This is a genomic window from Marinitenerispora sediminis (genome assembly GCF_003336425.1).
GTDB classification, from domain to species: Bacteria; Actinomycetota; Actinomycetes; order Streptosporangiales; family Streptosporangiaceae; genus Marinitenerispora; species Marinitenerispora sediminis.
This window is the reverse complement of the sequence record NZ_QEIO01000034.1, coordinates 17,816-42,635: the sequence shown is the minus strand read 5'-3', so window position 1 is coordinate 42,635 and position 24,820 is coordinate 17,816. Positions and strand designations below refer to the sequence as shown.

Sequence of the window (24,820 nt, the reverse complement as noted above, 5' to 3'; positions counted from 1 at the left end):
ACGCGGTCGGTTCATCCCCGCGCCTGCGGGGCTTGGAGGCCGCCGTCGGGGCCGCCCGTCGAGAAGTCCGGTTCATCCCCGCGCCTGCGGGGCTTGGGCCTTGCGGAGGATGTCGACGGCCATCACGGACGGTTCATCCCCGCGCCTGCGGGGCTTGGCCCCGATCCCGCTCGCCAGCTCGGTGGAGATCCGGTTCATCCCCGCGCCTGCGGGGCTTGGGGCTCCCTAAGTCGACGGATTCCTCTGAACAGCGGTTCATCCCCGCGCCTGCGGGGCTTGGTTCTCGATGGTTTTGCGGACGTAGGCGGCGCGCGGTTCATCCCCGCGCCTGCGGGGCTTGGTCCGTGCGGGGCGGGATGCCGCCGTTCCACTGCGGTTCATCCCCGCGCCTGCGGGGCTTGGGAAAGGGCGTCATGCAGGGTGACGCCCCATCCCGGTTCATCCCCGCGCCTGCGGGGCTTGGCTGTCCGGCATGGAGTTCACCCCGGGCGACCTCGGTTCATCCCCGCGCCTGCGGGGCTTGGACTCTGGCCACCGACCCTGAGGTCGTCAACCCCGGTTCATCCCCGCGCCTGCGGGGCTTGGCGACCGAACATGTAGGTCTCGTTGATGTAGTGCGGTTCATCCCCGCGCCTGCGGGGCTTGGTCGACGCTGACGGCCGAGTGCCAGCCGACCAGCGGTTCATCCCCGCGCCTGCGGGGCTTGGACAACCAGTCGAGCGCCTACGCCGACGAGGTACGGTTCATCCCCGCGCCTGCGGGGCTTGGAGCGGGTCATGGCCGAGCGCGCGGACCGGGAGCGGTTCATCCCCGCGCCTGCGGGGCTTGGGAACTGGACGTAGGCCCGGACCCGCAGGTCCGGGGTTCATCCCCGCGCCTGCGGGGCTTGGCTCGGCGACTACGCGACCAGCGCCCCGCACGACGGTTCATCCCCGCGCCTGCGGGGCTTGGTCGGTTCGTCGGGTCTCCACGGCCGCCGGACTCGGTTCATCCCCGCGCCTGCGGGGCTTGGATGGCCGGCGTGCCGTACATGCGGGCCACGGTCGGTTCATCCCCGCGCCTGCGGGGCTTGGACGCGGCCCGGCACGCCGCGATTCGCCACGGACGGTTCATCCCCGCGCCTGCGGGGCTTGGCGTCGCTCCGGCGACACCACGACGTGGGCGACCGGTTCATCCCCGCGCCTGCGGGGCTTGGCCGGTGTAGGGAGCGGTCTCTGTTGGGGCCGCTGGTTCATCCCCGCGCCTGCGGGGCTTGGGTCGCCCTCGCGACGAGCATCGCGGTGGGCTGCGGTTCATCCCCGCGCCTGCGGGGCTTGGCTCGCGACCAAGTGGACCGGATCCAAGCCCAGCGGTTCATCCCCGCGCCTGCGGGGCTTGGGTGCACGTGTATCGTGCGCTGCATGCACGAAACGGTTCATCCCCGCGCCTGCGGGGCTTGGACTGAATGACCTGCGGCGATCCAGTCCGTTATCGTAACGCAATCCCAACGCCATCGATGCCTCCCGCCCCTTTCCTACCACTGTTCGGCGCGAGGGCGCGTAGCCGCAGGTCACCGCCTTGGCAGGGCGTAGGAGATGGCCTCACTACCGAAGAGCCCGGGCCGCATACTGAGGCGAGATGCGGACGGCTTTTGTCCGCGATGCTTTCGGAACCGCGTAAATCGCGGACCGTCTCTGTCCGCAGGACGCGCGTCGCGGCCCGGTCGATCGCTGGCTTCGGATCGGGAGGTCAGCCCGCCTTGCGGTCGAGTCGCTGGCTGATCACCTGGGAGATGCCGTCGCCCTGCATCGTCACGCCGTACAGGGCGTCGGCCGCCTCCATCGTGCGTTTCTGGTGGGTGATGACGATCAGCTGCGACGTGGAGCGCAGCTCCTCGAAGATCACCAGTAGCCGCTGCAGGTTGGTGTCGTCCAGCGCCGCCTCCACCTCGTCCATCACGTAGAAGGGTGAGGGGCGCGCCTTGAAGATGGCGGCGAGGAAGGCGACGGCGGTCAGCGAGCGTTCGCCGCCGGAGAGCAGGGAGAGCCGTTTGACCTTCTTGCCCGGCGGGCGGGCCTCGACCTCGACGCCGGTGGCCAGCATGTCGTCCGGCTCGGTGAGCACCAGCCGGCCCTCGCCGCCCGGGAACAGGCGGCCGAAGATTCCGGCGAACTCCCGCTCGACGTCGGCGTAGGCGGAGGCGAACACCTCCTGGACCCGGTCGTCCACCTCCTTGACCACGGTGAGCAGGTCGCGGCGGGTCTTCTTCAGGTCCTCCAGCTGCGCGGTCAGGAACGCGTGCCGCTCCTCCAGGGCGGCGAACTCCTCCAGCGCGAGCGGGTTGATCTTGCCGAGCTGGCCGAGCTGGCGTTCCGCGGTGCGGGCCCGCTTCTCCTGGACCGCCCGGACGAAGGGCACCGCCGCCTCGTCGGGGCCGGCATCCGGCGGCGGCGGGACCGGGACGCGGGGGCCGTACTCGGCCACGAGGGCGGCCGCCTCGACGCCGTACTCCTCGACCGCCCGGGTCTCCAGCTGCTCCAGGCGCAGTTTGCGTTCGGCGCGCGCCACCTCGCTGCCGTGCACGACGTTGAGCAGCTTCTCCAACTCCACCGAGAGCTCGCGGACCCGCGCCCGCACCGTCTTGAGTTCGGCGTCCCGGGCGGCGCGCTGCTCCTCCGCGGCGCGGCGCTCGGCGTCGGCGGTGTGCAGGGAGACCGCGATGCGGCGCAGCGCCTCCTCGGCGGCCTCGGCGACGGCGCGGGCGACCTGGGACTGCCGCGCGCGCAGGGCTCGGCGGCGCGCGGCGCGCTCCCGCGCCTGGCGCTCGTTCGCGGCAGCGCGCAGCAGCGAGTCCGCGCGGCCGGCGATCGAGCGTGCCCGCTCCTCGGCGGTGCGCACCGCCAGCCGGGCCTCCATCTCCGCGGCGCGGGCGTGCGCGGAGCTCTCGGCGAGCTCGTCGCGGTACCCCGTGTCGGGGTCCTCGTCGTCCACCGGCTCCGCCTCGGCCTGGGCGAGCCGGTCCTCCAGCTCAGCGAGCCGCTGCAGGTCGGCCTCGCGCCCCTGCGCGGCCTTGCCGACCGCGGCGGCAGACCGCTCGGCCTCGGCCGCCGCCGCGCGTGCCTGGCCGCCGAGCTTGCCGAGCTGCTGGGCGATCTCGTTGCGGCGCCGGTCGGCCGCCCGGCGGCGGGCGGCGGCCTCGTCGACCGCGGTGGCGGCGCGGGCGCGCTCCGCCTTGGCCTCGGCCAGCTCGACCGCGGCGTGCTCGCAGGCTTCGGCGGCCTGCTCCAGCCGCTCGGCGGCCTCGTCGACCGCCGCCTGGACCTCCAGCAGGCTGGGCGCCGAGGACGAGCCGCCCTGCACCAGCGCCGCGGAGACGACGTCGCCGTCGCGGGTCACGGCGCGGACGCCGGGCCGCTCACCGACGGCGCGCCGGGCGGCGGCGACGTCCTCGACCAGCAGTGTGTCCGCGAGCAGCAGGGCCACGGCGTCCCGCAGCTCCGGCGGCGGGGTGACCGCGTCGAGGGCGTAGCGGGCGCCGGCCGGCGGCGGCGCGGCGCCACCGGGCGCGTCGGCCGGGTCAACCGCCCCGACCAGCACGGCGGCCCGGCCGGCGTCGTCCTTCTTGAGCAGCGCGAGCGCGGTGTCGGCGGCGGCCGCACCGGTTACCGCGACGGCGTCGGAGGCGGCGCCGAGCGCGGCGGCGATCGCGGCCTCGGCCCCCGGCTCGACCTGCACGAGCGCCGCGACGGAGCCGAGCAGCCCGGGGATCCGCTCGGCGGCGGCGAGCAGGGCGCCCGCGCCGTCCTTGCGGTTCAGCCCCAGTTCCAGGGCCTCCTTTCGCGCGGCCAGCGCCGCCCGCTCGCGCTCGGCCGCCCGCTCGGTGTCGCGGAGCTCGTTCAGCCGGGTCTCGACGGCGGCGAGGTCGTGCCGGGCGGCCTCGTGGGCGGCGTCGAGCTCGGCGTCGCCCACGTCCAGGTCAGCGGAGTCGGACTCGGCCAGCTCGTGCTCGACCCGGGCGGCCTCGGCGCGCTCGGCCGCCTCGGCCGCGGCCTCGCGCAGCCGCTCGACCTCGTCCTCACTCGCCGCCAGCCGGCTGCGCAGGGCATCGACGCGGCCGCGCAGCTTCGCCAGACCCTCGCGGCGGTCGGCGGCGGCGCGGGCGGCGGCGGCGATGCGCCGCTCCTCCTGCTCCAGCGCGGCCTCGGTGGCGGCACGCTCGGCGACGACCTCCTCGAGCCGGGCGCGTGCCTCGTCCAGCTGCTCCTGGAGCTCCTCCTCCTGCGCGCGGACCTCGTCGGCCTCGCGCTCCAGGTCCTCGGGATCGCGCCCGCGGCGCTCGTCCTCGACCTCGCTGGAGAGGTTGCGGTGCCGCTCCGCGGCGAGGCCGGCCACGCCGTTCAGGCGTTCGGAGAGCCGGGACAGGCCGTGGTAGGCGTCCTGGGCGCGGGCGAGCAGCGGTGCGGCCTCCGCGGCGGCCGTGTCGAGGTGGGTCTCCCGCTCCTGGGCGTCGGCGAGGGCGCGCTCGGCGGCGGCGCGGCGGCGGCGGACGTCGGCCTCGTCGGCCTCCTCCCGCTCCAGCCGCTCGCGCAGGGTGACGATGTCGTCGGCGAGCAGCCGGAGCCGCGCGTCGCGCAGCTCGGCCTGGATCGTGGCGGCGCGCCGGGCGATCTCGGCCTGGCGCCCGAGAGGCTTGAGCTGCCGGCGGAGTTCCGCCGTGAGATCTCCTACGCGGTTGAGGTTGCCCTGCATGGCGTCGAGCTTGCGCAGGGCCTTCTCCTTGCGCTTGCGGTGCTTGAGGATGCCCGCCGCCTCCTCGATGAGGGCGCGGCGTTCCTCGGGGCCCGCGTGCAGCACGGTGTCGAGCTGGCCCTGGCCCACGATGACGTGCATCTCCCGGCCGATACCGGAGTCGCTGAGCAGGTCCTGGATGTCGAGCAGTCGGCAGGTGTCGCCGTTGATCGCGTACTCGGAGCCGCCGTTGCGGAACATCGTCCGCTTGATGGTCACCTCGGAGTACTCGATCGGCAGGGCGCCGTCGGTGTTGTCGATGGTCAGGCTCACCTCGGCGCGGCCGAGGGCGGCGCGGGAGGACGTCCCGGCGAAGATGACGTCCTCCATCTTGCCGCCGCGCAGGGACTTGGCCCCCTGCTCGCCCATCACCCAGGCGAGCGCGTCGACCACGTTGGACTTGCCCGACCCGTTGGGGCCGACGACGCAGGTGATGCCCGGCTCGAAGCGCAGCGTGGTCGCCGAGGCGAACGACTTGAATCCCCGCAGCGTGAGGTTCTTCAGGTACACGGTGCTGGCGTCCCCATCCCCTCGTCCGCTCGTCCGTCCACCGCCGCAGAGGCGCCCGACCGTTCACCGCCACGGAGGCTGTACCCGACCGTTCACCGCCACGGAGGCGTCCACTCTCCTCCGGCCCCTCGGTAAGGGTGCCATGATCTCGGCGTCGACGCAGGCGGATCGGGGTGCGGCCCGCCCGTGGGACCGCGGAACGGCGCATCGCTCGCCACGGACGGTGACCGGAGAGGGGCGTTCGGCAGCGACCTGGGCCGCACGGAGAGGGGGTCCGGACGGTGGCGGTCACCGTCCGTCGAAAATGCTCAGAGTGCCGAGGGTTGTCGCGGAGCGACTCGGGGTAAATCCTCGATCATCATCTGGTCAACAGTGGAAAGGGCCGCGTTGAGCTGCTGTCGGCGCTGTCCGCCAAGGGACGCCGGTCGCGGCTGCGGGCGTCCCTTATATCGAGACGGGTATGCCGAATTCGCCAGTTGTCAGGCGAGAGCCGGCTCGCGGTCGGTCGCGTTGACTGCGACGTCGGCGACTGCCGAGGAAAGCTGGTCGTTCTGCGCCTGGAGTCGACCGATCTCGTCCTCCAGGTCGCGTACTCGCTTCTGCAGCCGCCGCATTTCCTGAACCATTCGCGGGTCAGGACCGCCGACGTGGCCGAACAGAGCCTTCGCCATGATTTTGGGCCCTCCACATTGAGCGACCAGATTTGTGAACACGCACGCGTGAGCCACGAGCGAGGGGTCGTATATGCCCCTGCCGCGTCGTGGGAAGAAAAGGCACGCGGTTTGCCTTCCAGAGTCTCACTATGCGAGTCGCTGGTCAAGATTGAACAGAACACAGGTGTTACAGACAGTAACCGGGCAGGTCACATCGCGCGGGTCGTCCTCGGAGCGCCCCCGTCACTTCCTGAGCACGTGTCACACCAGCGGAACGCCAAGCGCATGACAACGGGACACAGGCGGGCGACAGCCCACGAACCGCGTTGCCCTTACAGGATACTCACCGTTCGACGAAACCGGAGTAGGAACCCCCCGAGTTCGTCCAACGTTCCACGACCGACTCCACCCGCCCCGGCGTCTCGCCGCTCCTGAGCATCGCGAGCAGGCGCTCGCACCGCTCCCGCGGTCCCTCGGCGACCACCTCGACCCGGCCGTCGGCCAGGTTGGTGGCGGCGCCGGCCAGTCCGAGTTCCAGGGCGCGGGCCCGCACCCACCACCGGAACCCGACCCCCTGCACGTGGCCACGCACCCAGGCGGTCAGCCGGATCTCACTCATGGGTACCTCCAGGTGCCGCCGCGGCTCAGAACCGCGCGCCGTCGGGGGTGGGCTGGCAGGTCGGGCAGCTGAACGACGAGCGGTTCATGAACACCTCGCGGCGGATGGGCGTCCCGCAGCGCTCGCACGGCTCGTCGCGCCGGCCGTAGGCGCGCAGCCCGCGGGCGAAGTAGCCGCTCTCCCCGTTGACGTTGACGTACAGGCTGTCGAAGCTGGTGCCGCCCTCGGCGAGGGCCGCGCGCATCACCTCGCGCGCGGCGGCCAGCACCGCCGCGACGCGCTCGCGGTCCAGCGTCTCGGTGGGCTGCGTCCAGTGCAGGCGGGCGCGCCACAGCGCCTCGTCGGCGTAGATGTTGCCCACTCCGCTGATGAGCGACTGGTCCAGCAGCGCGCGTTTGACGCCGGTACGCCGGCGGCGCAGCGCGGCGGCGAAGGCCTCGTCGTCGAAGGCCGGGTCGAGCGGGTCGCGTGCGATGTGCCGGATCAGGCTGGGCAGTCCCCGGCCCGCGTCGTCGGGCACCAGCGTGTCGACGAGCAGGTGGCCGAAGGTGCGCTGGTCGACGAACCGGAGCTCCACGGCGTCGGCCGGCGCGGCCGCGGGTCGCTCCGCCGGCGCTGCCGCGGGCGCGGGCTTGGCGCCGGCCGCTCGCAGCGGCAGCCGGACCCGGAGGTGGCGCTCGGCGGCCTGGGCCGGCGGCTGCACCAGCAACTGGCCGCTCATCCCGAGGTGCGCCAGCAGCGCGTCGCCGGAGTCCAGCGTCAGCCACAGGTACTTGCCGCGCCGGTGCGTCCCGGTCACCAGGCGCCCGGCCAGCCGGCCCGCGAAGTCCTCCGGCCCCGGCACGTGCCGCCGGACCGAGCGCGGGTGCAGCACGGTCACCGCCCCGATGGCGCGGCCGGTCACCCAGCGCTCCAGCCCGCGCCGGACCACCTCGACCTCCGGTAGTTCGGGCATCGCCGGCTACGCCCCCTCGCCGGCCTGCTGCCGGCCGGCCTCGGCCTGGGCGCGGATGGCTTTCCAAGCCGACTCGGCCGCCTGCTGCTCGGCCTCCTTCTTGCTGCGGCCCTCGCCGGAGCCGTAGCTCTGGCCGGCGACCCGCACCGTGGCCCGGAACGTCTTCTGGTGGTCGGGGCCGCTCTCGTCCACGTGGTACTCCGGGACCCCGAGGAGCTCGGAGGCGGTGAGCTCCTGCAGCGAGGTCTTCCAGTCCAGGCCGGCGCCGAGTCCGGACGCCGTGGCGATCAGCGGATCGAACAGCCGGTGCACCAGCTCGGAGGCCTCGGCCAGGCCGCGGTCGAGGTAGACCGCGCCGATGATCGCCTCCAGCGTGTCGGCCAGGATGGAGGACTTGTCGCGGCCCCCGGTGCCCTCCTCGCCGCGGCCGAGCCGGATGTAGCGGCCGATGCCCAGGCCGCGCGCGACGTCGGCGAGCGCCCGCATGTTCACGACGGCGGCCCGCAGCTTCGCCAGCTGCCCCTCGGGGAGGTCCGGGTGCTCGCGGAACAGGGTGTCGGTCACGACCAGCCCGAGCACGGAGTCGCCGAGGAACTCCAGGCGCTCGTTGGTGGGCAGGCCGCCCTTCTCGTAGGCGTAGGAGCGGTGGGTCAGCGCGCGCACCAGGACCTTCGGGTCCAGTTCGACCCCGATCGCGCGATGGAACTCGCGGGCCTCGGCTGCGGAGAGCTGGGTGGCCACTCGACGATCACATCCCTCTCTGCCCCGCGCGGAGATCGCCGCGCGGGCCGGCGGTCCCGCGGGACGCACCGGGTCGGACACGACTGCGATATACGGCGGCCGGCCGGGAACGCTCGATCCGAGGGCGAGGTGAGCGTCGCGGAGGGGTACTCCCCGGCGGCCACCACGGCCTCGGGCTGTGCCCGAGTCGGCCCGGTTCATGAGACGGACAGACAAAGGGCGGGCCCAGTGATTGAGCCCGCCTTGTCCGCGTTACGCCGGGTTGATGACCTGGCGGTTGTTGTAGGTGCCGCACGTGGGGCACGCGACGTGCGGGAGCTTCGGGTCACGGCACCGCGGGCAGTTGACCAGCACCGGGCGCGACGCCTTCCACTGGGAACGGCGGGTGCGGGTGTTGCTCCGCGACATCTTCCGCTTCGGGACGGCCACTTCAATCCTCCTGGGTCACCCCCGCGGTCGCGGGAGCTCACTTTCTCGGGTCACCCCCGCGGCTGCGGGGCGCCATGCTCCTGGGAACCGCCCCGCGAGGGGGCGCGGTGGTCATCCCCGCCGCAACGGGGAACCCAGCCCGGTTCGGGAACACGAACTCATCGGCCGCCAGGCTCCTCGCCCAGCGTCCGTAGCGCCTCCCACCGGGGGTCGACGCGGTCATCGTGACCGTGATCGGGGCCGGCCTCCGCCAGTTTCGCGCCGCACTCGATGCACAGTCCCGGACAGTCGTCCCGGCAGAGCGGCGAGAGGGGCAGCGCGAGCACGACGGCGTCGCGGACCACCTGCTCAAGGTCGATCAGATCGCCCTCAAGATAGTAGTCCTCATCCTCGGACTCCGCGTCAGCTTCCACCCCGGCCGCGACCCCGCCGATCTCGTCGTCCAGGGGGTACCGGAAGAGCTCCTGGAACTCGGCCTCGACCTGCTCGGCGAGAGGGTCCAGGCAGCGCGCGCACTCGCCCTCCATGCGGGTCCGCGCACGGCCCGTGACGAGGACGCCCTCCATGACCGCTTCCAGCCGGAGGTCGAGCTCGATCTCCCCGTTCTCCGGCACACCGGTCATCCCGACGGCGAGCGCGCCGGGGTTGGGCACGATCCGCTGCTCGGTCCGCATGGAACCGGGGCGGCGGCCCAGCGGCCGGGTGTCGACCACGAGCGGGGAGCGGGCATCTAGACGAGACAGGGTAATCGCGCTTTCGGTGGGACTCGCCTCCGCTTGCGCGGCGGCGACAGCTGACCGCCATCGATCGATGGCTCCGGAGACCGGATCACGGACGCGGCGTGGGCCGGGGCCATGAGCACAGTCAAGTTCCCAGTCTAGCGACAGCGGCCGATCCGCCCCAAATCAGCGCCGCCGACCACGCCCCGCACCGTCGGCGCCGCCGCGCCGGGCCGCTCAGTCCCGGGCCGCGTACTTGGCCCGCAGCCGCTCCTCGACGTAGGGCGTGACCAGGCTGCCGACGTCGCCGCCGTACTGGGCGACCTCGCGGACCAGCGAGGAGCTGAGGAAGGAGTACTGCGGGTTGGCGGTCATGAACAGCGTCTCCACCCCGGAGAGCTGGTAGTTCATCTGCGCGATCTGCAGCTCGTAGTCGAAGTCGCTGACCGACCGCAGGCTGCGCACGATCGCGGTGACGTCGTTCTCCCGGCAGAAGTCCACCAGCAGCCCGTTGAACGTCGCCACCCGGACGTTGGGGAGGCCGCGGGTGGAGGCGCGCAGCATGTCGAGCTTCTCCTCCACGCTGAACAGCGCCCGCTTGTTGACGTTGGTGAGGACGGCCGCGATCACCTCGTCGTTCTGCCGGGCGGCGCGCCCGATGATGTCGATATGGCCGTTGGTGACGGGGTCGAACGACCCCGGACAGACGACTCGGCGCACGGTGCACCATCCTCTCTGGCGGCCTGCGGACAGCGAGCCACCTCCGGGATCGCGGACTGCCCCGCTCTGCACTGTCCCACTCTGAGGAGTCTCAGGGGGATTGTGCCCAGATGATCAGGCCCGATCGCGGAGACTCGCGGCGCGACCGTACCAAAGCGCCGCTTCGCCGTAACGACGCACCCTGCCCGGTTCGTACCCTTCCGGCCACACCAGGTCCGGGTCGCGGCCGGCCCGCTCGACCACCACCAGGGCGTCGGCCGCCAGCCAGCCGCGGTCGCGCAGCAGCCCCAGCGCCTCGGCGATCTCCGCGGCCGGGGTGGCGTAGGGCGGATCGGCGACGACGAGGTGGTACCCGCCCGCGGGCCCCCGCTCCAGCACCCGGCGCACCCGGTCAGCGGCCAGTTCCGCGCCCGCCAGGCCGAGGGCCGCGATGTTGCGCCGGATGACGGCGGCGGCCCGGCGGTCGGACTCCACGAGCAGCGCGTGGGCGGCGCCCCGCGACAGCGCCTCCAGCCCGATCGCCCCCGAACCGGCGTAGAGGTCGAGCGCCCGCAGCCCGTCCAGGGAGCCGAGCTCCGACAGCACGGACGCGAACAGCGCCTCGCGCGCTCGGTCGCTGGTCGGACGCGTGGTCCGCCCCTCCGGGACGGCGAGCCTGCGCCCGCCCGCGGTGCCGGCGATGATCCGGGTCATGACTGGCTGTGGCCTCTCCTGTGCCGCGACGCGCTGGACGTCGGTCCAGCCTAGGGCCTGGCACCGGACACGGCCGCGCCAGCCGTTCCCGCTCCGCCGCGCGGACCCGCCGTCAGGTCTTCTCCAGGAACTCCGCGCGCTCGTCGCCGAGCAGTTCCCGCAGCGCCGCGGCCAGCGGCGGATGCGTGGCGAGGTCCGGGTCGGCCCCGACGAACGCCGCCGCCTCGTCGCGCGCCTCCCGGATGAGCTCCTCGTCGCGGATCAGGGTGAGCAGCCGCAGCGAGGACCGCCGTCCCGACTGGGCGGCCCCGAGCACGTCGCCCTCGCGGCGCTGCTCAAGGTCGACCCGTGACAGCTCGAAGCCGTCGGTGGTCGCGGCGACGGCGGCCAGCCGCTCCCGCGCCGGCGCGGCCTCGGGGGCGTCGGTGACCAGCAGGCAGAGCCCCGGCAGGCTGCCCCGGCCGACCCGGCCGCGCAGCTGGTGCAGCTGCGAGACGCCGAACCGGTCGGCGTCCATGATGACCATCACGGAGGCGTTGGGCACGTCCACGCCGACCTCGATGACGGTGGTGGCGACGAGCACGTCGATCCCGCCCTCGGCGAAGCGGCGCATGACGCCGTCCTTCTCGTCGGGCGCGAGCCGTCCGTGCAGCGCGGCCACGCGCAGCCCGGCGAGCGGGCCTTCGGCCAGCTCGGCCGCGACGTCGAGCACCGCCAGCGGCGGGCGGCGGGCCGCCGGCTCCTCCCCGCCGGAAGCGGCCGACTCCTCGGGCGCGCCGGCCCCGGCCGGCTCCTCGTCCGCGTCGGTCTCGGTGCCCCCGATGCGCGGGCACACGACGTAGACCTGGCGCCCCTGCCCCACTTCCTCGCGGACGCGTTCCCAGGCGCGGGCGACGAAGTGCGGCTTGTCCTGCGCCGGGACCACGTGCGTGGCGACCGGCGCCCGCCCGGCCGGGAGCTGGGTGAGGGCCACGACGTCCAGGTCGCCGTAGACGGTCATCGCGACCGTACGCGGGATCGGGGTCGCGGTCATGACGAGCACGTGCGGCCGGCCGTCGGCGGCCTTCTCGCGCAGCGCGTCGCGCTGCTCGACCCCGAACCGGTGCTGCTCGTCGACCACCACCAGGCCGAGGTCGGCGAAGGAGACGTGCTCCTGGAGCAGGGCGTGCGTGCCCACCACCACGCCGGCCGCCCCCGAGGCGGCGTCCAGCAGCGCCTCGCGGCGGGCCGCCGCGCCCTGCGAACCGGTGAGCAGCGCGACCCGCGTCGCGTGCTCGGCGCCGCCGAGCCGGCCGCCCTCGGCCAGCGGGCCGAGCATCGCGGTGATGGAGCGGTGGTGCTGCTGGGCCAGCACCTCGGTGGGGGCGAGCAGCACGGCCTGGCCGCCGGCGTCGACCACCTGGAGCATCGCCCGCAGCGCGACGAGGGTCTTGCCCGCGCCGACGTCGCCCTGCAGCAGCCGGTGCATGGGGTGAGTGGAGCCGAGGTCGGCCGCGATGGTCTCGCCCACCTCGCGCTGCCCGTCGGTGAGGGTGAACGGCAGCGCGTCGTCGAAGGCGGACAGCAGCCCGCCGGTCCGCCGCGGCCGCGGCCGGGCGGGCAGCGCCTGGGCCTCGCGGCGGCGGGCGGCGAGCGCGACCTGCAGCACGAACGCCTCGTCCCACTTGAGGCGGCGCCGCGCGCGGCCGACGTCGGCCTGGTCGCCGGGGCGGTGGATGCCCTCGTAGGCCGCGCGCAGGCCCGGGAGGCGGTGCCGGGCGCGCAGCTCGGGCGGCAGCGGATCGGCCTCGTCAGCCTGCTCGTCCAGCTGGTCGAGCACGATGCCGACGCACTGCGCGATCTTCCAGGACGCGACGTCGGCCGACGCCGCGTACACCGGGATCAGCTCCTCGGCGAAGGCGCGCGCCCGGTCCTCGGCGGCGCCGTCGCCGGAGTCGGCCGGGAACAGCTGGTACTCGGGGTGCGCGAGCTGGCGGTGGCCGCGGAAGGCGGAGACCTTGCCGGCGAACAGGCCCCGCCGTCCGGGCACCAGCTCCCGCTCGCGCCACTGCTGGTTGAAGAAGGTCAGGGTCAGCCGCCCGCGCCCGTCGGTGACGACGACCTCCAGCAGGCTGCCCCGCCGGTTGCGCATGCGCCGGGTACTCACCCGCGAGACCTCGGCCATCACGGTGACCTGCTCGCCCTCGGCCAGCCCCGCGAGGTCGGTCAGCTCGCCGCGGGTGGCGTAGCGGCGCGGGTAGTGCCGCAGCAGGTCGCCGGCGGTATGCAGGTCGAGGGCGGTGGCCAGCTTCTTGGCGGTGCGGTCGCCGAGCGTCCTGCGCAGCGGTTCGTCCAACGTCTTCACCGGCTGTCCCCCTGCCGTCCTCCCTGGCCTCTGAGGCATCCTAGAAGGCCCTTCCCCCCGCCGGGCCCGGGCGAATCGCCGGGAACCGCGCCGGGGCCGGACCGGCGGCGGCGAGGGCACCGGCCGACCGGGCTATACTGGGCGGAGCGTTCGTCCTGGGAAGCGGCCGGTCCGGTTCCCGCCGGACACCGGAACCCCCGCGGTTCCGGGCGAGGGCGTGCACGCCACCCGGCCCGCTCCACGGTCGATCACCGCGATGGACGTGGTGGGGCGCGTTCGTCGTCGTGTACGCTTCCACGGTTGGCGCACCGCGCCGGCCTGCCTGCTCATCAGACCTCTCTCGGGTCGCTATCGCGCGCGTCAGCCCGCGGGGGCCCGAGCGCTTGAATGGAGTTACCGTGGCTTCCGTCTGCGACGTCTGCGGCAAGGGACCAGGGTTCGGTAACAGTGTTTCCCACTCGCACCGCCGCACCCGCCGCCGCTGGAACCCCAACATCCAGACCGTGCGCACGCGCGTGGGCGGTACGCCCAAGCGCCTCCAGGTGTGCACCTCCTGCATCAAGGCGGGCAAGGTCGACCGCTGACCGGCCGTCGGCCCATCTGGATCATCACCTGAGCGCCGCATCCCTCCGGGGGTGCGGCGCTTCGTGTCGGTGGCGGCCCGGAGCTCGCGTCACAGTCCGCAGGAGCCGCCGTTGAGCGAGCAACGGGCGGGGCGCTGGGCGCGTCCCTCGGCCGTGAAGTTGACGGTGGCGCTCTCGCCGGGCGCGATGGCGCCCCGGTAGCTGGGGGGCCGGGCCACCATGCCGTCGCCGGTCGCCTCCCAGTCGGCCTCCCATGCCCCGGTGATCTCGACGCCGGAGAAACCCAGGGCCAGCTCCCAGTCCAGGGGGCTGGTCCCGTTATTGGTGATGGTGACCGTCCCGCCGAACTGGGAGTCGTTGTACCGGGTCATCTGGTAGGTGACCGCGGGGCTGCCGCCGGCGCCCGGCGGGCCGCCGTCCACCGGGCCGTGCTCGTCGCCGCTCGGCGGCCCGGACTCCTCGTCGCCCTCCGCTGCGGTGCCGGTGCGGTCGGCCGGGCCGCGCTCGGTGTCGGGGAGGACCTCCGCCTCCAGGGACTCCTCGGGGGTGGGGTCGTCCGGGGGACCGGGACTGACCTCGGTGGCCGGCAGCCGCCCGCTGTCCCCGGGATCGGCGTGGGTGCCCTGCTCGGTCCCCGGTTCGGAGAACCGCAGGTAGATCTGGGTGGTGCTGTAGGCGAAGAGCACCAGCCCCACGGTGATGCCGGAGAGTACGAGCACCCGCAGCAGCCGCGGGGGACGCACCTTCCGGGGAACGGTGCTGCCGAGCACGTGCCCGACGGTCGCGAGGGGGCCGCTGTCCGCCGGTTCGGCGCGATGCGCGCCACGCTGGCCGCCCTCGGCCGCGTGCCGACCCATGTCGTTCCGCCTTCCGATTCGCGTCAGTTAACGGGGGTGGGTAACCGGAAGTCCTGCCTGGGTGCGCCGACCGGCTGGCGTGTCGGCGGCGACCTCGTCTCTCGGCGGTCGGCGGCGGTGCGGCGGCGCTCGCCGTTCCCGCGGTGGTCCCGGCCGGCCACGCGGCGGTGCGGGGTGCGCTCGGGGTCGGACCTGGGGGTTCACGTTCCGTCACCGCGGGGCCTCGGGACGGGGTCCCCCGATAATAACCGGCCCGAGCTTAGCGTGATTCGTCTCCAAAATCCGACTTGTGATGAATCGTGCGAGGCGTGTCGTCCGGCATCCCGACCCACCTGGGGCGACGCCCGGCGGGCCGGGCGGCGGGGGCGGCCCCTGAGCGGCTAACCGAAGTGGTCCCACCCCCCACGCGGCGGGACCGCGCCGTCGACGGTGACACCGTCGCCCTCGGTGACCGCCCCGATCTCCGTCCACCCCGCCGGCAGCCGGGTTCCGGCCGGGAAGGCGGCGGCCATGGCGTGGTCCTCGCCGCCCGCGAGCATGAAGGCGGCCGCCCGCGGCGGGGCCGCGCCCAGTCCGGCCAGCACCCGCACCGCCTCCTCCAGCACCGGGTCCGCCGGCAGCGCCTCCTCGCGCAGGGCGATCGCCACGCCGGAGGCCGCCGCGACGTGTCCGAGGTCCTGCACCAGGCCGTCGCTGACGTCCAGCATGGCGGTGGCGCCCAGGTCGGCGGCCCGCGGTCCCTCCGGGTACGGCGGGCGCGGCCGCCGGTGCGCCGCCAGGCACTCCGCCGGTCCGTCCGCGCCGGCCCGCAGCAGCGCGAGGCCGGCGGCGGAGCGCCCCAGCGTCCCGTTCACCGCGACGAGGTCCCCGGGGCGCGCGCCGTCCCGGCGGACCGCCGCCCGGCCGCCCAGGTCGCCGAGCGCGGTGATCGCGAGGGTGACCGTGTCGGCGCGCACCACGTCGCCACCGACCACGGCGGCGCCGGCCAGCGCGCACTCCGCGCTGAGCCCCTCGCTGAGCTCGTCCGTCCAGGCGGTGGGCAGGTCCGGGGGCGCGGCGAGCCCGACGAGCAGCGCGGTCGGCCGGGCGCCCATGGCGGCCACGTCCGCGAGGTTCTGCGCCGCTGCCTTGTGGCCGACGTCGCGGGCGCTGGACCAGTCGCGCCGGAAGTGCCGCCCCTCGACCAGCAGGTCGGTGGTCGCGACCACCCGGCCGTCGGCCGCCCGGACCACGGCGGCGTCGTCGCCGGGGCCGATGATTACGTTCTCCGTCTGCGGGAATTTCGCAGTGACCCGGGCGATCAGCCCGAACTCACCGATATCCCCGATGGTGCTCCCCACAGGCATCAGGGTACGGTGACGCACGCGGTGCAGTGGTCTAGACCCCGTGGCCGGCAGGCGCGCGGGACGAGGAGCCCACAAGGTTCATGGAGGGGTGTTTGATGGTGCAGGCGTACATACTGATCCAGACCGAGGTCGGCCGGGCCGGCGACGTGGCGCGCGACGTGGCCCGGATCGAGGGGGTCACCCAGGCTGAGGACGTCACCGGCCCCTACGATGTGGTGGTGCGCGCGGAGGCGGACGACGTCGACGCCCTCGGGCGGCTGGTGGTCGCCCGGATCCAGCACCTGGAGGGCATCGCGCGCACGCTGACGTGTCCGATCGTCAATATCTGAACGCGGAGTGGGCCTGATGCGACGTGCGGCGGCAGGTGGGACGCTCGCCGTTGCGGTGCTGCTCGCGGGGTGCGCCGCGGGTGAGGTCGAGGTACCCGCGCCGGCCCCGCAGGGGCGGGCGGCCGACCTGTGCCGCACGTTGGTCGACCAGGCCCCCGACACGCTGTTCGGTCAGGAGCGGGTCGCGGTCCGCCCGGACTCGGAGTTCGTCGCGGCGTGGGGCTCGCCCACGATCGCGCTGCGCTGCGGGGTCCCCCGGCCCGAGGGACTGCGCGCCGACTCCGAACTCACCGTGGTGAACGAGATCGCGTGGCTGCCGCAGCCGGCGGACCGGCCGAACCTCTACACGGCCGTCGGGCGCGAGGCCTACGTGGAGATGTCGATCCCGCCGTCGTACACGCCGCCAGCCGAGGCGCTGGTGGCGGTGGGCGACCTCATCGCCCGGGAGGTTCCGGCCCTGCCGGCCGGCGAGCTGTAGGACGGGCGCCTCACCACCGAGTCCGCCGGCGGTGTGTGGCAGCGCACCGCCGGCGGACTCCGTCGGCGCTCAGTCGCCCTGAGCCGCGGGCTCCCCCTCCTCGGCGGGCCCGCCCGTGCCCGCTTCGAGCTCGGCGGCCGTCATGTCGATCGCGCCGGAGCAGAGCGCGCCCGGCTCGGGCACGTCCGGGTGCTGCTCGTAGAGGCGCAGGAACTTGCCCAACCGCTCGTCGGCCGTGCTGTCCACCGCGACCTGGCGGCCCCAGGCCGAGGCGACGATGGGCCCGGGCATGTCGCCCTCGTACGGGCTGACGAGCACGTAGCTGCCGGGGGTGTAGAACGCGTTCAGCTGCTCGACCTCGTCCGCGGGCAGGTCCGGGCCGTAGGTGATCCAGACCGCACCGTGCTCCAGGGAGTGCACGGCGTGCACGTCGCGCAGCGGCTCGGTGTAGACGCCGCAGTTCTGCCAGGCCTCGTGGTGGTCCCCGCCGACCGGAGGGGACTGCTCGTAGTCGACGTCCTCGGCGACGTGGGTGTTGGTCAGCCCGTCGTACTCCAGGAGCCCCTCGATGTGGCGGCGCCGGTACTCCATGAACCCCGCGAAGGCGACGCCGCCCACGAGCAGCACCGCGAGGGCACTGATGCCGGCGGTCCGGAGGGCCTTGCGGCGGCGCTCCTCACGAATCCGCTGCGCACGCCGTTCCTCGGCCTTCTTCCGGCGCCGCTGCGCCGCGCTCTCCGCTGCCTTCTTACCCACTGGCCCCAACCGATCGACATGTCAACTTATTCTCATTTGGAGCGTACGCACCAGAAACGCCAGATATATCAGGATGGTTCCCGTGAGTAACGAAGGCGACGGCAGGGACGTATCAACCGGGTCGCGTCCGCGCCGCCGCGCGGTTCCACTCCCCTTCGTGGCGGTACTCGTCGCGGCGGCGCTGGTCGCCGGCTACGTGCTGGGACGGCCGGGCTACCCGCTGGACAACTCCGCGGACGCGGGCTTCCTCCGCGACATGAGCGCGCACCACGCCCAGGCCGTGGACATGTCGATGACCGTCCTGGAGACGGCCGAGGACCCGACGCTGCGAACCGTGGCCTACGACATCGCCACCACGCAGCAGTCGCAGATCGGGCGCATGCAGGGCTGGCTGGTCCAGTGGGGGCTGGGCGCGCGCGGCGCCCAGCCCCCCATGGCGTGGATGGCCGGACACGGCCACGGCGACGCACCGGAGCGCATGCCCGGTCTGGCCACGGAGGAGGACATGGACGCGCTCGCCGCGGCCGAGGGCGAGGAGGCCGAGATCCAGTACCTGGAGCTCATGATCGAGCACCACCAGGGCGGCGCGGAGATGGCGGACGCGGCGGCGAGCCTGGCACGCGAGCCCATGGTGACCGGGTTCGCGCGCGGCATGGCCGGAGCGCAGCGCTCCGAGATCGAGCTCATGACCCGCATGCTGGAGGAGCGCGGCGTGCGGCCGGGCACCTCCTGACGCGTGCGCGCGGCGCCCCGGGGACGGCGCCGCGAGCGCTCTCCCCGCGTGTTCCCGCTCACTTTCCGCCGCACGCGCCGCGCCGGACGGGCCGGCGCGGCCGACTGGCGGTACCGCCGGGGCGCACCGCCGCCCCGGCGGAGCCGGAGGTCAGCCCGCCCGCGTGCTCGCGGCGCTCCCCCGGACCGCTCCCCGCCGACCGCGCCGCGCCGGGTCCGCGCGGCCCGACGTGACCTCCCCCTCGCTCGGCTCCGTCGATTTACTACACGCCGTAGAACTACACTTTGTAGTACTACCGGTCGTCGAGCCGAAATCGCGGAGAGGCGGGCATGGACGCAATGGACCTCGCACGGTGGCAGTTCGGAGTCACCACCATCTACCACTTCCTGTTCGTGCCCCTGACGATCGGCCTGTCGGTCATCGTCGCCAGCCTGCAGACCGCGTGGCTGCGCACGGGGCGGCACGAGTACCTCCAGGCCACGAAGTTCTTCGGGAAGCTCTTCCTGATCAACTTCGCCATGGGCGTCGTGACCGGCATCGTGCAGGAGTTCCAGTTCGGGATGAACTGGAGTGAGTACTCGCGCTTCGTCGGCGACGTCTTCGGAGCCCCGCTCGCCATGGAGGCGCTGCTCGCCTTCTTCCTGGAGTCCACCTTCATCGGCCTGTGGATCTTCGGATGGGACAAGCTGCCGAAGAAGGTGCACCTGGCGTGCATCTGGGCCGCCGCGATCGGCACCAACCTGTCCGCCTACTTCATCCTGGCCGCCAACGCCTGGATGCGGCACCCGGTCGGCTACCGGGTCGACCCCGAGACCGGGCGCGCCCAGCTCACCGACATCTGGGCCGTGCTGGCGAACCCGCAGGCGTGGTCCACCTACCTGCACGTGGTGAGCGCGGCGTTCATCACCGCCGGCATGTTCGTGGTCGCGGTGAGCGCCTTCAAGCTGTGGCGCAGCCGGGCGCACGGCGACACCGGAGAGCCCGGCGTGGCCCCGCCCAAGGGCGACCACGAGCTGTTCCGGCGCACCCTGCGGGTGGGCATGCTCGTCACCCTCATCGCCGGCGTGCTCGTCGTCTACTCCGGTGACCACCAGGCCAAGCTCGCCGCCGCCTACGAGCCCATGAAGCTGGCCGGCGCCGAGGCGCTGTGGAACACCGAGGACGCCGCGCACTTCTCGATGTTCGCGGTCGGCGACACCGAGGCCCGCACCAACGTCTTCGACCTCAACATCCCCTACGTGCTGAGCTTCCTGGCCACCGGCGAGTTCGGCGGCACCGTCGAGGGCATCAACAACCTCCAGGCGCAGTACGAGGCGGCGTACGGACCGGGCGACTACACGCCCAACATCTTCGTCCTGTACTGGTCGTTCCGGCTCATGATGGGGTTCGGGATGTTCAGCGTCGCGCTGTCGGCGCTCGGCCTGTGGCTCACCCGGCGCGACCGGCTGCCCGCGACCCGCTGGTTCTACCACGCCGCCGTCCTCGGCCTGCCGCTGGCGCTGGCCGCCAACATCTTCGGCTGGGTGCTCACCGAGATGGGCCGGCAGCCGTGGACCGTGCACGGCGAGCTCCTCACCGCGCAGAGTGTCTCCCCCGGCGTGAGCCTCGCCGAGGTCGCCCTCTCCCTCGCCCTCTTCACGGCCGTCTACGGCGTACTCGCGGTCGTCGAGGCCGGGCTGCTCTGGCGCTACATCAAGGCCGGCCCGGCGCACGTCGTCCCGCCCAAGGACGACGACTCCGCCGGCGACGCCAGCGCCCCTGTCCCCGCGTTCGTCTACTAGGAACGGGCTGCCATGGATCTCCCCGTCATCTGGTTCGTCGCCATCGCGATCCTGTGGACCGGCTACTTCGTGCTGGAGGGCTTCGACTTCGGCGTCGGCGCACTGCTGCCGGTCGTCGGCCGGGACAACACCGACCGGCGGGTCATGATCAACTCGATCGGCCCGGTGTGGGACGGCAACGAGGTGTGGCTCATCACCGCCGTCGGCGCCATGTTCGCGGCCTTCCCCGCCTGGTACGCCTCGATGCTCAGCGGCCTCTACCTGCCGCTGCTGCTCATCCTGCTCGCCCTGATCGTGCGCGGGGTCGCCTTCGAGTACCGGGGGAAGGTCGACACCGACCGCTGGCGGGCCGCGTGGGACCGCGCCATCGTGGCCGGCAGCGTGCTGCCCGCCGTGCTGTGGGGCGTGGTGTTCGGCAACCTCGTCCGGGGACTGCGGGTGGACGCCGACCAGATCGTCGTCGGCGGCCTGTCCGACCTCCTCAACCCCTACTCGCTGCTCGGCGGGCTCACCACCCTGGCGCTGTTCACCCTGCACGGCGCCGTCTTCCTGACCCTGAAGACCGACGGCCCGGTGCGCCGGCGCGCGCGCACCGCGGTCCTGCGCACGGCACTCGCCGCGGTCCCGCTGCTCGCGGTCTTCCTGGCCTGGACTCAGTTCGCGCACGGCCGCGCGTGGACCGCCCCGCTCGCCGCTCTGGCCGCGATCGCGCTGGTCGCGGGCGTGCTGCTCGCCGCGCGCGGCCGCGAGGGGTGGTCGTTCGCCGCCACCGCGACGGCGATCGCCGCGGCCACCGCGCTGCTGTTCGGATCGCTGTTCCCCGACGTGCTGCCCTCGACCATCGATCCCGCGTACAACCTGACCGTGCGCAACGCCGCGTCCGCCGAGTACACGCTCACCGTCATCAGCTGGGTGACCCTGGTGGCGCTGCCCGTGGTCATCGGCTACCAGGCGTGGAGCTACTGGGTGTTCCGCCGCCGGGTGACCCGGGAGCACATCGAGCCGGCGCCGGCGTACGGTGGCCACGGGGGCGCGCCCGGGCCCGTGGTGCTGCCGGCGGCCCGGCGCGAGCCCGAGCCCCCCGTCACCGGATAGCCGCCGTCGCCGACAGGAGATCAGCCGCCGATGAAGCCCCTCGACCCGAGGCTGGTGCGCACCGCCCGCGCGGTGCGGGTGCACCTTGCGGTCACCGTGCTCTGCGGCACGGCGGCGACCGGCCTCGTGCTCGCCCAGGCGGGCCTGCTGGCGCACACCATCGCCGGCGCGACGGCCGGGGCGGGAGCCGCCGAGCTGTCCGGCGCGATCGCCGGCGTGGCCGCGGTCGCCCTGGCCCGGGCGCTGCTCTCCTACGGCGCCGAGACCGCCGCGCTGCGCTCGGCGGCGCGGGCGAAGTCCGAACTCCGCACCCGGCTGGTGGACCACGTCACCGGCCAGGGTCCCGGAGCCGACGGCGCGGCATCGCGCCCCTCCCCCGGCGCCGCGCCGGGGGACCACGACCCGGGACCGGTCTGGTTGTCAGGGCAGACCGGCCCCGACGGGACGGGCACCCCCCGCGCCGGTGAACTGGTCACGCTCGCCACACGTGGCCTGGACGCGCTGGATGACTACTTCGCCCGGTACCTCCCGCAACTGGTGCTGGCGGTGCTCGTCCCCCTCTCCGTGCTCGTCGTCGTGGCCGGCGCCGACTGGATCTCCGCGGCGGTCATCGCGGTCACCCTGCCGCTGATCCCGGTCTTCATGGCCCTCGTCGGCTGGCACACCCAGGCGCGCACCCAGCGCCAGTGGCGGCTGCTCAACCGGCTGGGCGGCCACTTCCTGGACGTCGTCGAGGGGCTGCCGACACTGGCGGTCTTCCGCCGCGCCAAGGCACAGGCCGCGATCATCCGCCGGGTGACCGAGGAGCACCGCCGGGCCACCATGGGCACGCTGCGGGTGGCGTTCCTCTCCGCGCTGGTGCTGGAGCTGCTCTCCACGATCGCGGTGGCGCTGGTGGCGGTCGAGGTGGGGCTGCGCCTGATGTACGGCCAGCTCGACTACGAGACCGCCCTGCTGGTGCTCATCCTCGCGCCGGAGGCGTACCTGCCGCTGCGCGAGGTCGGCGCCCGCTTCCACGCCAGCATGGAGGGGGTTGCCGCGGCCGAGCAGGTGTTCGCGGAGCTGGACCGCGGCGGGCCGGCCGGCGCGCGACCGGCCGCCGGGGCGACCGCCGAGCCGGTGCCCGGCACCCGCGAGCGCGCCCCGCTGCTGCGCCTGGCCGACGTGTCGCTGCGCTATCCGGGCCGTAGCGCCGACGCGCTGAGCGGCGTCTCCCTCACGGTGCCGCCGGGGCGGCGGATCCTCGTCACCGGGCCGAGCGGGTCGGGCAAGAGCTCGCTGCTGGCCCTGCTGCTGCGCTTCGCCGCCCCGACGTCCGGCGCGGTCCTGGTGTCCGACCCCGACCGGCCCGGCGAGGTCCCGCTGGAACGCCTGGCGGTCGCCGAGTGGCGGAGTCGGATCGCCTGGGTCCCGCAGCACCCGTACCTGTTCGACGCCAGCGTCGCCGACAACATCCGGCTCGGCGCCCCGGACGCCGATCTCGCGGCCGTGCGGCGGGCCGCGGTGCTCGCCGAGGCCGACGGCTTCGTCGGCGCGCTGCCGCAGGGCTACGACACCCGGATCGGCGAGCGCGGCGCCCGGCTCTCGGCCGGGCAGCGGCAGCGCGTCGCGCTGGCGCGGGCGTTCCTGCGCGACGCCCCGATCGTGCTCCTCGACGAGCCGACGGCGCACCTCGACCCGGACAACGCGGCCGCGGTGCGCCGCGCCGTGACCCGGCTGCTGGCCGGCCGCACGGCACTCGTCGTCGCCCACGACCGGGGCTGGTCCGACGTGGTCGACGAGACCGTGCGGCTCACCGCCGGACGGATCGAGACCGACGAAGCGCGGGCCGGCGCCCGCACCGGCGGAGCGGAGGCCGCACCATGACGCGTCCCGGCCGAACGGCCCCCGCAAAGCCGCGCCCGCCGGCGCCAGCCCGGCGGGAGCCCCTGCTGCGGATGATCGCGCTGGCCCGGCCGCGCGGCGCCCGGTTCGCGCTGGGCGTGCTGCTCGGCGCCGCGGCGACCGGCGCCGGAGTGGCGCTGCTCGGGGTCGCGGCCTGGCTGCTGGCCACGGCCGCGCAACATCCGCCGATCACCGCGCTCAGCGTCGCGGTGGTCGCCACCCGGGCGCTCGGTGTGACGCGGGGGGTCACCCGTTACCTGGAGCGGCTGGTCACCCATGACGCCGCCTTCCGCACGCTCGCCGACGTGCGGGTGCGCGTCTACCAGCGGCTCGCGAGCACCGAGCCGGTCCGCCGGTTCCGCTCCGGGGACCTGGTCAGCCGGCTGGTCAGCGACACCGACGCCACCCAGGACCTGCTGGTGCGCGGGCTCACCCCGCCGCTCGTGGCGGTGGTCACCGGCGGCGCGGCGGTCGCGGTGTGCACCGCGCTGCTGGCGCCCGGCGGGCTGCTGCTCGCCGCCGGCCTGCTGCTGGCCGGCCTCGCCGTGCCGCTGGCGGCGGCCGTGCTCGGCCGCGGTCCGGGGCGGCGGCAGGCGGTGGCCCGCGGCGAGCTGTCCACCGCGCTTGTCGACACACTGTACGGCGCCCCGGACCTCGTCGCCTACGGTGCGATGGACCGCGCGGTGCAGCGGGTGCGGCGGGCCGACGCCGAGCTGACGCGGGTGGCGCGCCGCGACGCCGGCATCCTGGGTTTCGGTGCGGGCGCCACCGCGCTGATCACCGGGCTGACGGTCTGGGGCGCCCTGCTGCTCGGCGTGGCGGCGGTGGCGGGCGGCACGCTGGACGCGATCCCGTTCGCGGTGCTGGTACTCACGGCGCTGGCGGCGTTCGAGATCGTCGCGCCGCTGCCTCCCGTGGCCGCCCGGCTGGGGGCGGTGCGGGCCAGCGGTGAGCGGCTGTTCGACGTCCTGGACACCCCGCCGGCGGTTGACGAGCCGGAGCACCCCCGTGAACTCCCGGCCGGAGAGCCGCACCTGCGGGTGCGCGGCCTGCGGGTGCGCTACGGCCCCGACGAGGAGTGGGCGCTGGACGGCGTCGACCTCGACGTGCCGCCGGGGCGCACCGTCGCGGTGCTCGGCCCCAGCGGCGCGGGCAAGAGCACGCTGGCCTCAGTGCTCTTCCGGTTCCGCGACCCCGACGCGGGGAGTGTGCTACTGGGCGGCACCGACCTCACCGACCTCCCCGTCGACGAGGCCCGCGCCGCGGTCTCCGGGGTACCGCAGGACCCGCACGTGTTCGCGAGTACCCTCCGGGAGAACCTGCGGCTGGCGCGCCCGGGAGCCGGGGACGAGGAGCTGTGGGCGGCGCTGCGCCGCGCCCGGCTGGCGTCCGACGTCGAGGCCATGCCGGACAGCCTGGACACCGAGGTCGGCTCGCACGGCTCCCGGCTCAGCGGCGGCATGCGCCAGCGCCTGGCCCTGGCCCGCGCCCTGCTGGCCGCCCCCCGCGTCCTGGTGCTGGACGAGCCGACCGCGCACCTGGACCCCGACGCCCGCGACGCGGTGATGGCCGACCTGCTCGCCGCGGCGGCCGCGGCGGAGGGCTGCTCGACCCTGCTCATCACCCACGACCTCGCCGGCCTCGACCGGGTGGACCACATCTACGTCATCGCCGACGGCCGGGTGGTCGAGCACGGCAGCCACGCCGAGCTCCTCGCCCGCGACGGCTGGTACCGGGCGGCGCACACCGCCGCGGGATGAGCCCGCGCGGCCCGAACGGGCCGCGCGACGCCGGCGGCCCGCCGCGCCACGCCCGCCCGGGCCGCCG

21 protein-coding genes and 1 CRISPR repeat array are annotated in these 24,820 nt (G+C 74.2%); of the genes, 8 read left to right on the top strand and 13 right to left on the bottom strand.

Annotated features, from left to right (window positions below; all coding sequences use genetic code 11):
• Positions 1 to 7 precede the first annotated feature (7 nt).
• Positions 8 to 1,439: a CRISPR direct-repeat array (repeat unit 29 nt; unit sequence CGGTTCATCCCCGCGCCTGCGGGGCTTGG).
• A gap of 289 nt (positions 1,440 to 1,728) precedes the next feature.
• The 10 genes from smc to recG form a co-directional block, all read right to left on the bottom strand.
• Positions 1,729 to 5,277 carry a chromosome segregation protein SMC gene (smc, locus tag DEF28_RS09260; RefSeq protein ID WP_114396664.1) on the bottom strand — a complete coding sequence of 1,183 codons (3,549 nt, stop codon included), beginning with the start codon at positions 5,275 to 5,277 and terminating at the stop codon, positions 1,729 to 1,731.
• Between the two features lie 479 nt (positions 5,278 to 5,756).
• Positions 5,757 to 5,948: a hypothetical protein gene (locus DEF28_RS09255; protein WP_114396665.1), complete on the bottom strand. Its 192-nt coding sequence runs from the start codon at positions 5,946 to 5,948 to the stop codon at positions 5,757 to 5,759.
• 325 nt (positions 5,949 to 6,273) lie between these two features.
• Positions 6,274 to 6,549: an acylphosphatase gene (locus DEF28_RS09250; RefSeq protein ID WP_114396666.1), complete on the bottom strand. Its 276-nt coding sequence runs from the start codon at positions 6,547 to 6,549 to the stop codon at positions 6,274 to 6,276.
• 25 nt (positions 6,550 to 6,574) lie between these two features.
• Positions 6,575 to 7,504, bottom strand: coding sequence for a bifunctional DNA-formamidopyrimidine glycosylase/DNA-(apurinic or apyrimidinic site) lyase (gene mutM / locus DEF28_RS09245; protein WP_114396667.1), 930 nt, complete (start codon positions 7,502 to 7,504; stop codon positions 6,575 to 6,577).
• 6 nt (positions 7,505 to 7,510) lie between these two features.
• A complete protein-coding gene (rnc, locus tag DEF28_RS09240) occupies positions 7,511 to 8,245 on the bottom strand; it encodes a ribonuclease III (protein WP_114396668.1) in 735 nt (244 codons plus the stop codon).
• Between the two features lie 252 nt (positions 8,246 to 8,497).
• Positions 8,498 to 8,674 (bottom strand): 50S ribosomal protein L32, encoded by a 177-nt coding sequence (rpmF, locus tag DEF28_RS09235; protein ID WP_114396669.1) that lies wholly within the window; start codon positions 8,672 to 8,674, stop codon positions 8,498 to 8,500.
• A 158-nt stretch (positions 8,675 to 8,832) separates the two neighbouring features.
• The gene (locus DEF28_RS09230; protein WP_233515195.1) at positions 8,833 to 9,387 is read right to left on the bottom strand and encodes a YceD family protein; all 555 of its coding nucleotides are present in this window, start codon (positions 9,385 to 9,387) and stop codon (positions 8,833 to 8,835) included.
• Positions 9,388 to 9,630: 243 nt separating this feature from the next.
• Positions 9,631 to 10,113 carry a pantetheine-phosphate adenylyltransferase gene (gene coaD, locus DEF28_RS09225; protein WP_114396671.1) on the bottom strand — a complete coding sequence of 161 codons (483 nt, stop codon included), beginning with the start codon at positions 10,111 to 10,113 and terminating at the stop codon, positions 9,631 to 9,633.
• Between the two features lie 114 nt (positions 10,114 to 10,227).
• The gene (gene rsmD, locus DEF28_RS09220; protein ID WP_114396672.1) at positions 10,228 to 10,806 is read right to left on the bottom strand and encodes a 16S rRNA (guanine(966)-N(2))-methyltransferase RsmD; all 579 of its coding nucleotides are present in this window, start codon (positions 10,804 to 10,806) and stop codon (positions 10,228 to 10,230) included.
• A gap of 112 nt (positions 10,807 to 10,918) precedes the next feature.
• The gene (gene recG / locus DEF28_RS09215; RefSeq protein ID WP_114396673.1) at positions 10,919 to 13,150 is read right to left on the bottom strand and encodes an ATP-dependent DNA helicase RecG; all 2,232 of its coding nucleotides are present in this window, start codon (positions 13,148 to 13,150) and stop codon (positions 10,919 to 10,921) included.
• 398 nt (positions 13,151 to 13,548) lie between these two features.
• Here recG and rpmB point away from each other — a divergent pair, with 398 nt between their 5' ends.
• A complete protein-coding gene (rpmB, locus tag DEF28_RS09210) occupies positions 13,549 to 13,734 on the top strand; it encodes a 50S ribosomal protein L28 (protein ID WP_114396674.1) in 186 nt (61 codons plus the stop codon).
• 89 nt (positions 13,735 to 13,823) lie between these two features.
• Here the strand turns inward: rpmB and DEF28_RS09205 are convergent, their stop codons facing one another.
• Positions 13,824 to 14,591 (bottom strand): cellulose binding domain-containing protein, encoded by a 768-nt coding sequence (locus tag DEF28_RS09205; RefSeq protein WP_114396675.1) that lies wholly within the window; start codon positions 14,589 to 14,591, stop codon positions 13,824 to 13,826.
• Between the two features lie 380 nt (positions 14,592 to 14,971).
• A complete protein-coding gene (locus DEF28_RS09200) occupies positions 14,972 to 15,931 on the bottom strand; it encodes a thiamine-phosphate kinase (RefSeq protein ID WP_114396676.1) in 960 nt (319 codons plus the stop codon).
• Between the two features lie 101 nt (positions 15,932 to 16,032).
• Between DEF28_RS09200 and DEF28_RS09195 the strand changes: the two genes are divergently transcribed.
• The gene (locus DEF28_RS09195; protein ID WP_181874223.1) at positions 16,033 to 16,266 is read left to right on the top strand and encodes an Lrp/AsnC family transcriptional regulator; all 234 of its coding nucleotides are present in this window, start codon (positions 16,033 to 16,035) and stop codon (positions 16,264 to 16,266) included.
• Positions 16,267 to 16,282: 16 nt separating this feature from the next.
• Positions 16,283 to 16,744, top strand: a complete 462-nt coding sequence (locus DEF28_RS09190) for a DUF3515 domain-containing protein (RefSeq protein WP_114396678.1) — start codon at positions 16,283 to 16,285, stop codon at positions 16,742 to 16,744.
• Between the two features lie 69 nt (positions 16,745 to 16,813).
• Here DEF28_RS09190 and DEF28_RS09185 read toward each other — a convergent pair whose 3' ends face one another.
• Positions 16,814 to 17,500 carry a DUF3105 domain-containing protein gene (locus tag DEF28_RS09185; RefSeq protein WP_114396679.1) on the bottom strand — a complete coding sequence of 229 codons (687 nt, stop codon included), beginning with the start codon at positions 17,498 to 17,500 and terminating at the stop codon, positions 16,814 to 16,816.
• Between the two features lie 73 nt (positions 17,501 to 17,573).
• On the opposite strand from DEF28_RS09185, the gene DEF28_RS09180 reads away from it, so the two are divergent.
• The 5 genes from DEF28_RS09180 (at position 17,574) to cydC (ending at position 24,753) form a co-directional block, all read left to right on the top strand.
• Positions 17,574 to 18,233 carry a DUF305 domain-containing protein gene (locus DEF28_RS09180; protein WP_114396680.1) on the top strand — a complete coding sequence of 220 codons (660 nt, stop codon included), beginning with the start codon at positions 17,574 to 17,576 and terminating at the stop codon, positions 18,231 to 18,233.
• Positions 18,234 to 18,562: 329 nt separating this feature from the next.
• Positions 18,563 to 20,014, top strand: a complete 1,452-nt coding sequence (locus DEF28_RS09175; protein WP_114396681.1) for a cytochrome ubiquinol oxidase subunit I — start codon at positions 18,563 to 18,565, stop codon at positions 20,012 to 20,014.
• A gap of 12 nt (positions 20,015 to 20,026) precedes the next feature.
• Complete coding sequence (gene cydB / locus DEF28_RS09170; RefSeq protein ID WP_114396682.1) at positions 20,027 to 21,109, top strand: cytochrome d ubiquinol oxidase subunit II; 1,083 nt, start codon at positions 20,027 to 20,029, stop codon at positions 21,107 to 21,109.
• A gap of 30 nt (positions 21,110 to 21,139) precedes the next feature.
• The gene (cydD, locus tag DEF28_RS09165) at positions 21,140 to 22,975 is read left to right on the top strand and encodes a thiol reductant ABC exporter subunit CydD (protein ID WP_114396683.1); all 1,836 of its coding nucleotides are present in this window, start codon (positions 21,140 to 21,142) and stop codon (positions 22,973 to 22,975) included.
• Entirely contained in the window at positions 22,972 to 24,753 is a 1,782-nt protein-coding gene (gene cydC / locus DEF28_RS09160; RefSeq protein ID WP_114396684.1) for a thiol reductant ABC exporter subunit CydC, read from the top strand. The genes cydD and cydC overlap by 4 nt, the downstream gene beginning before the upstream one ends.
• Positions 24,754 to 24,820 lie beyond the last annotated feature (67 nt).

Coding starts and splice junctions, on each gene's coding strand:
- mutM (WP_114396667.1), bottom strand. CDS start 7,504: ATGCCCGAACTACCGGAGGTCGAGGTGGTCCGGCGCGGGCTGGAGCGC.
- cydD (WP_114396683.1), top strand. CDS start 21,140: ATGAAGCCCCTCGACCCGAGGCTGGTGCGCACCGCCCGCGCGGTGCGG.
- DEF28_RS09175 (WP_114396681.1), top strand. CDS start 18,563: ATGGACGCAATGGACCTCGCACGGTGGCAGTTCGGAGTCACCACCATC.
- cydB (WP_114396682.1), top strand. CDS start 20,027: ATGGATCTCCCCGTCATCTGGTTCGTCGCCATCGCGATCCTGTGGACC.
- DEF28_RS09195 (WP_181874223.1), top strand. CDS start 16,033: ATGGTGCAGGCGTACATACTGATCCAGACCGAGGTCGGCCGGGCCGGC.
- rsmD (WP_114396672.1), bottom strand. CDS start 10,806: ATGACCCGGATCATCGCCGGCACCGCGGGCGGGCGCAGGCTCGCCGTC.
- cydC (WP_114396684.1), top strand. CDS start 22,972: ATGACGCGTCCCGGCCGAACGGCCCCCGCAAAGCCGCGCCCGCCGGCG.
- DEF28_RS09205 (WP_114396675.1), bottom strand. CDS start 14,591: ATGGGTCGGCACGCGGCCGAGGGCGGCCAGCGTGGCGCGCATCGCGCC.
- DEF28_RS09190 (WP_114396678.1), top strand. CDS start 16,283: ATGCGACGTGCGGCGGCAGGTGGGACGCTCGCCGTTGCGGTGCTGCTC.
- DEF28_RS09180 (WP_114396680.1), top strand. CDS start 17,574: ATGGTTCCCGTGAGTAACGAAGGCGACGGCAGGGACGTATCAACCGGG.
- DEF28_RS09255 (WP_114396665.1), bottom strand. CDS start 5,948: ATGGCGAAGGCTCTGTTCGGCCACGTCGGCGGTCCTGACCCGCGAATG.
- DEF28_RS09250 (WP_114396666.1), bottom strand. CDS start 6,549: ATGAGTGAGATCCGGCTGACCGCCTGGGTGCGTGGCCACGTGCAGGGG.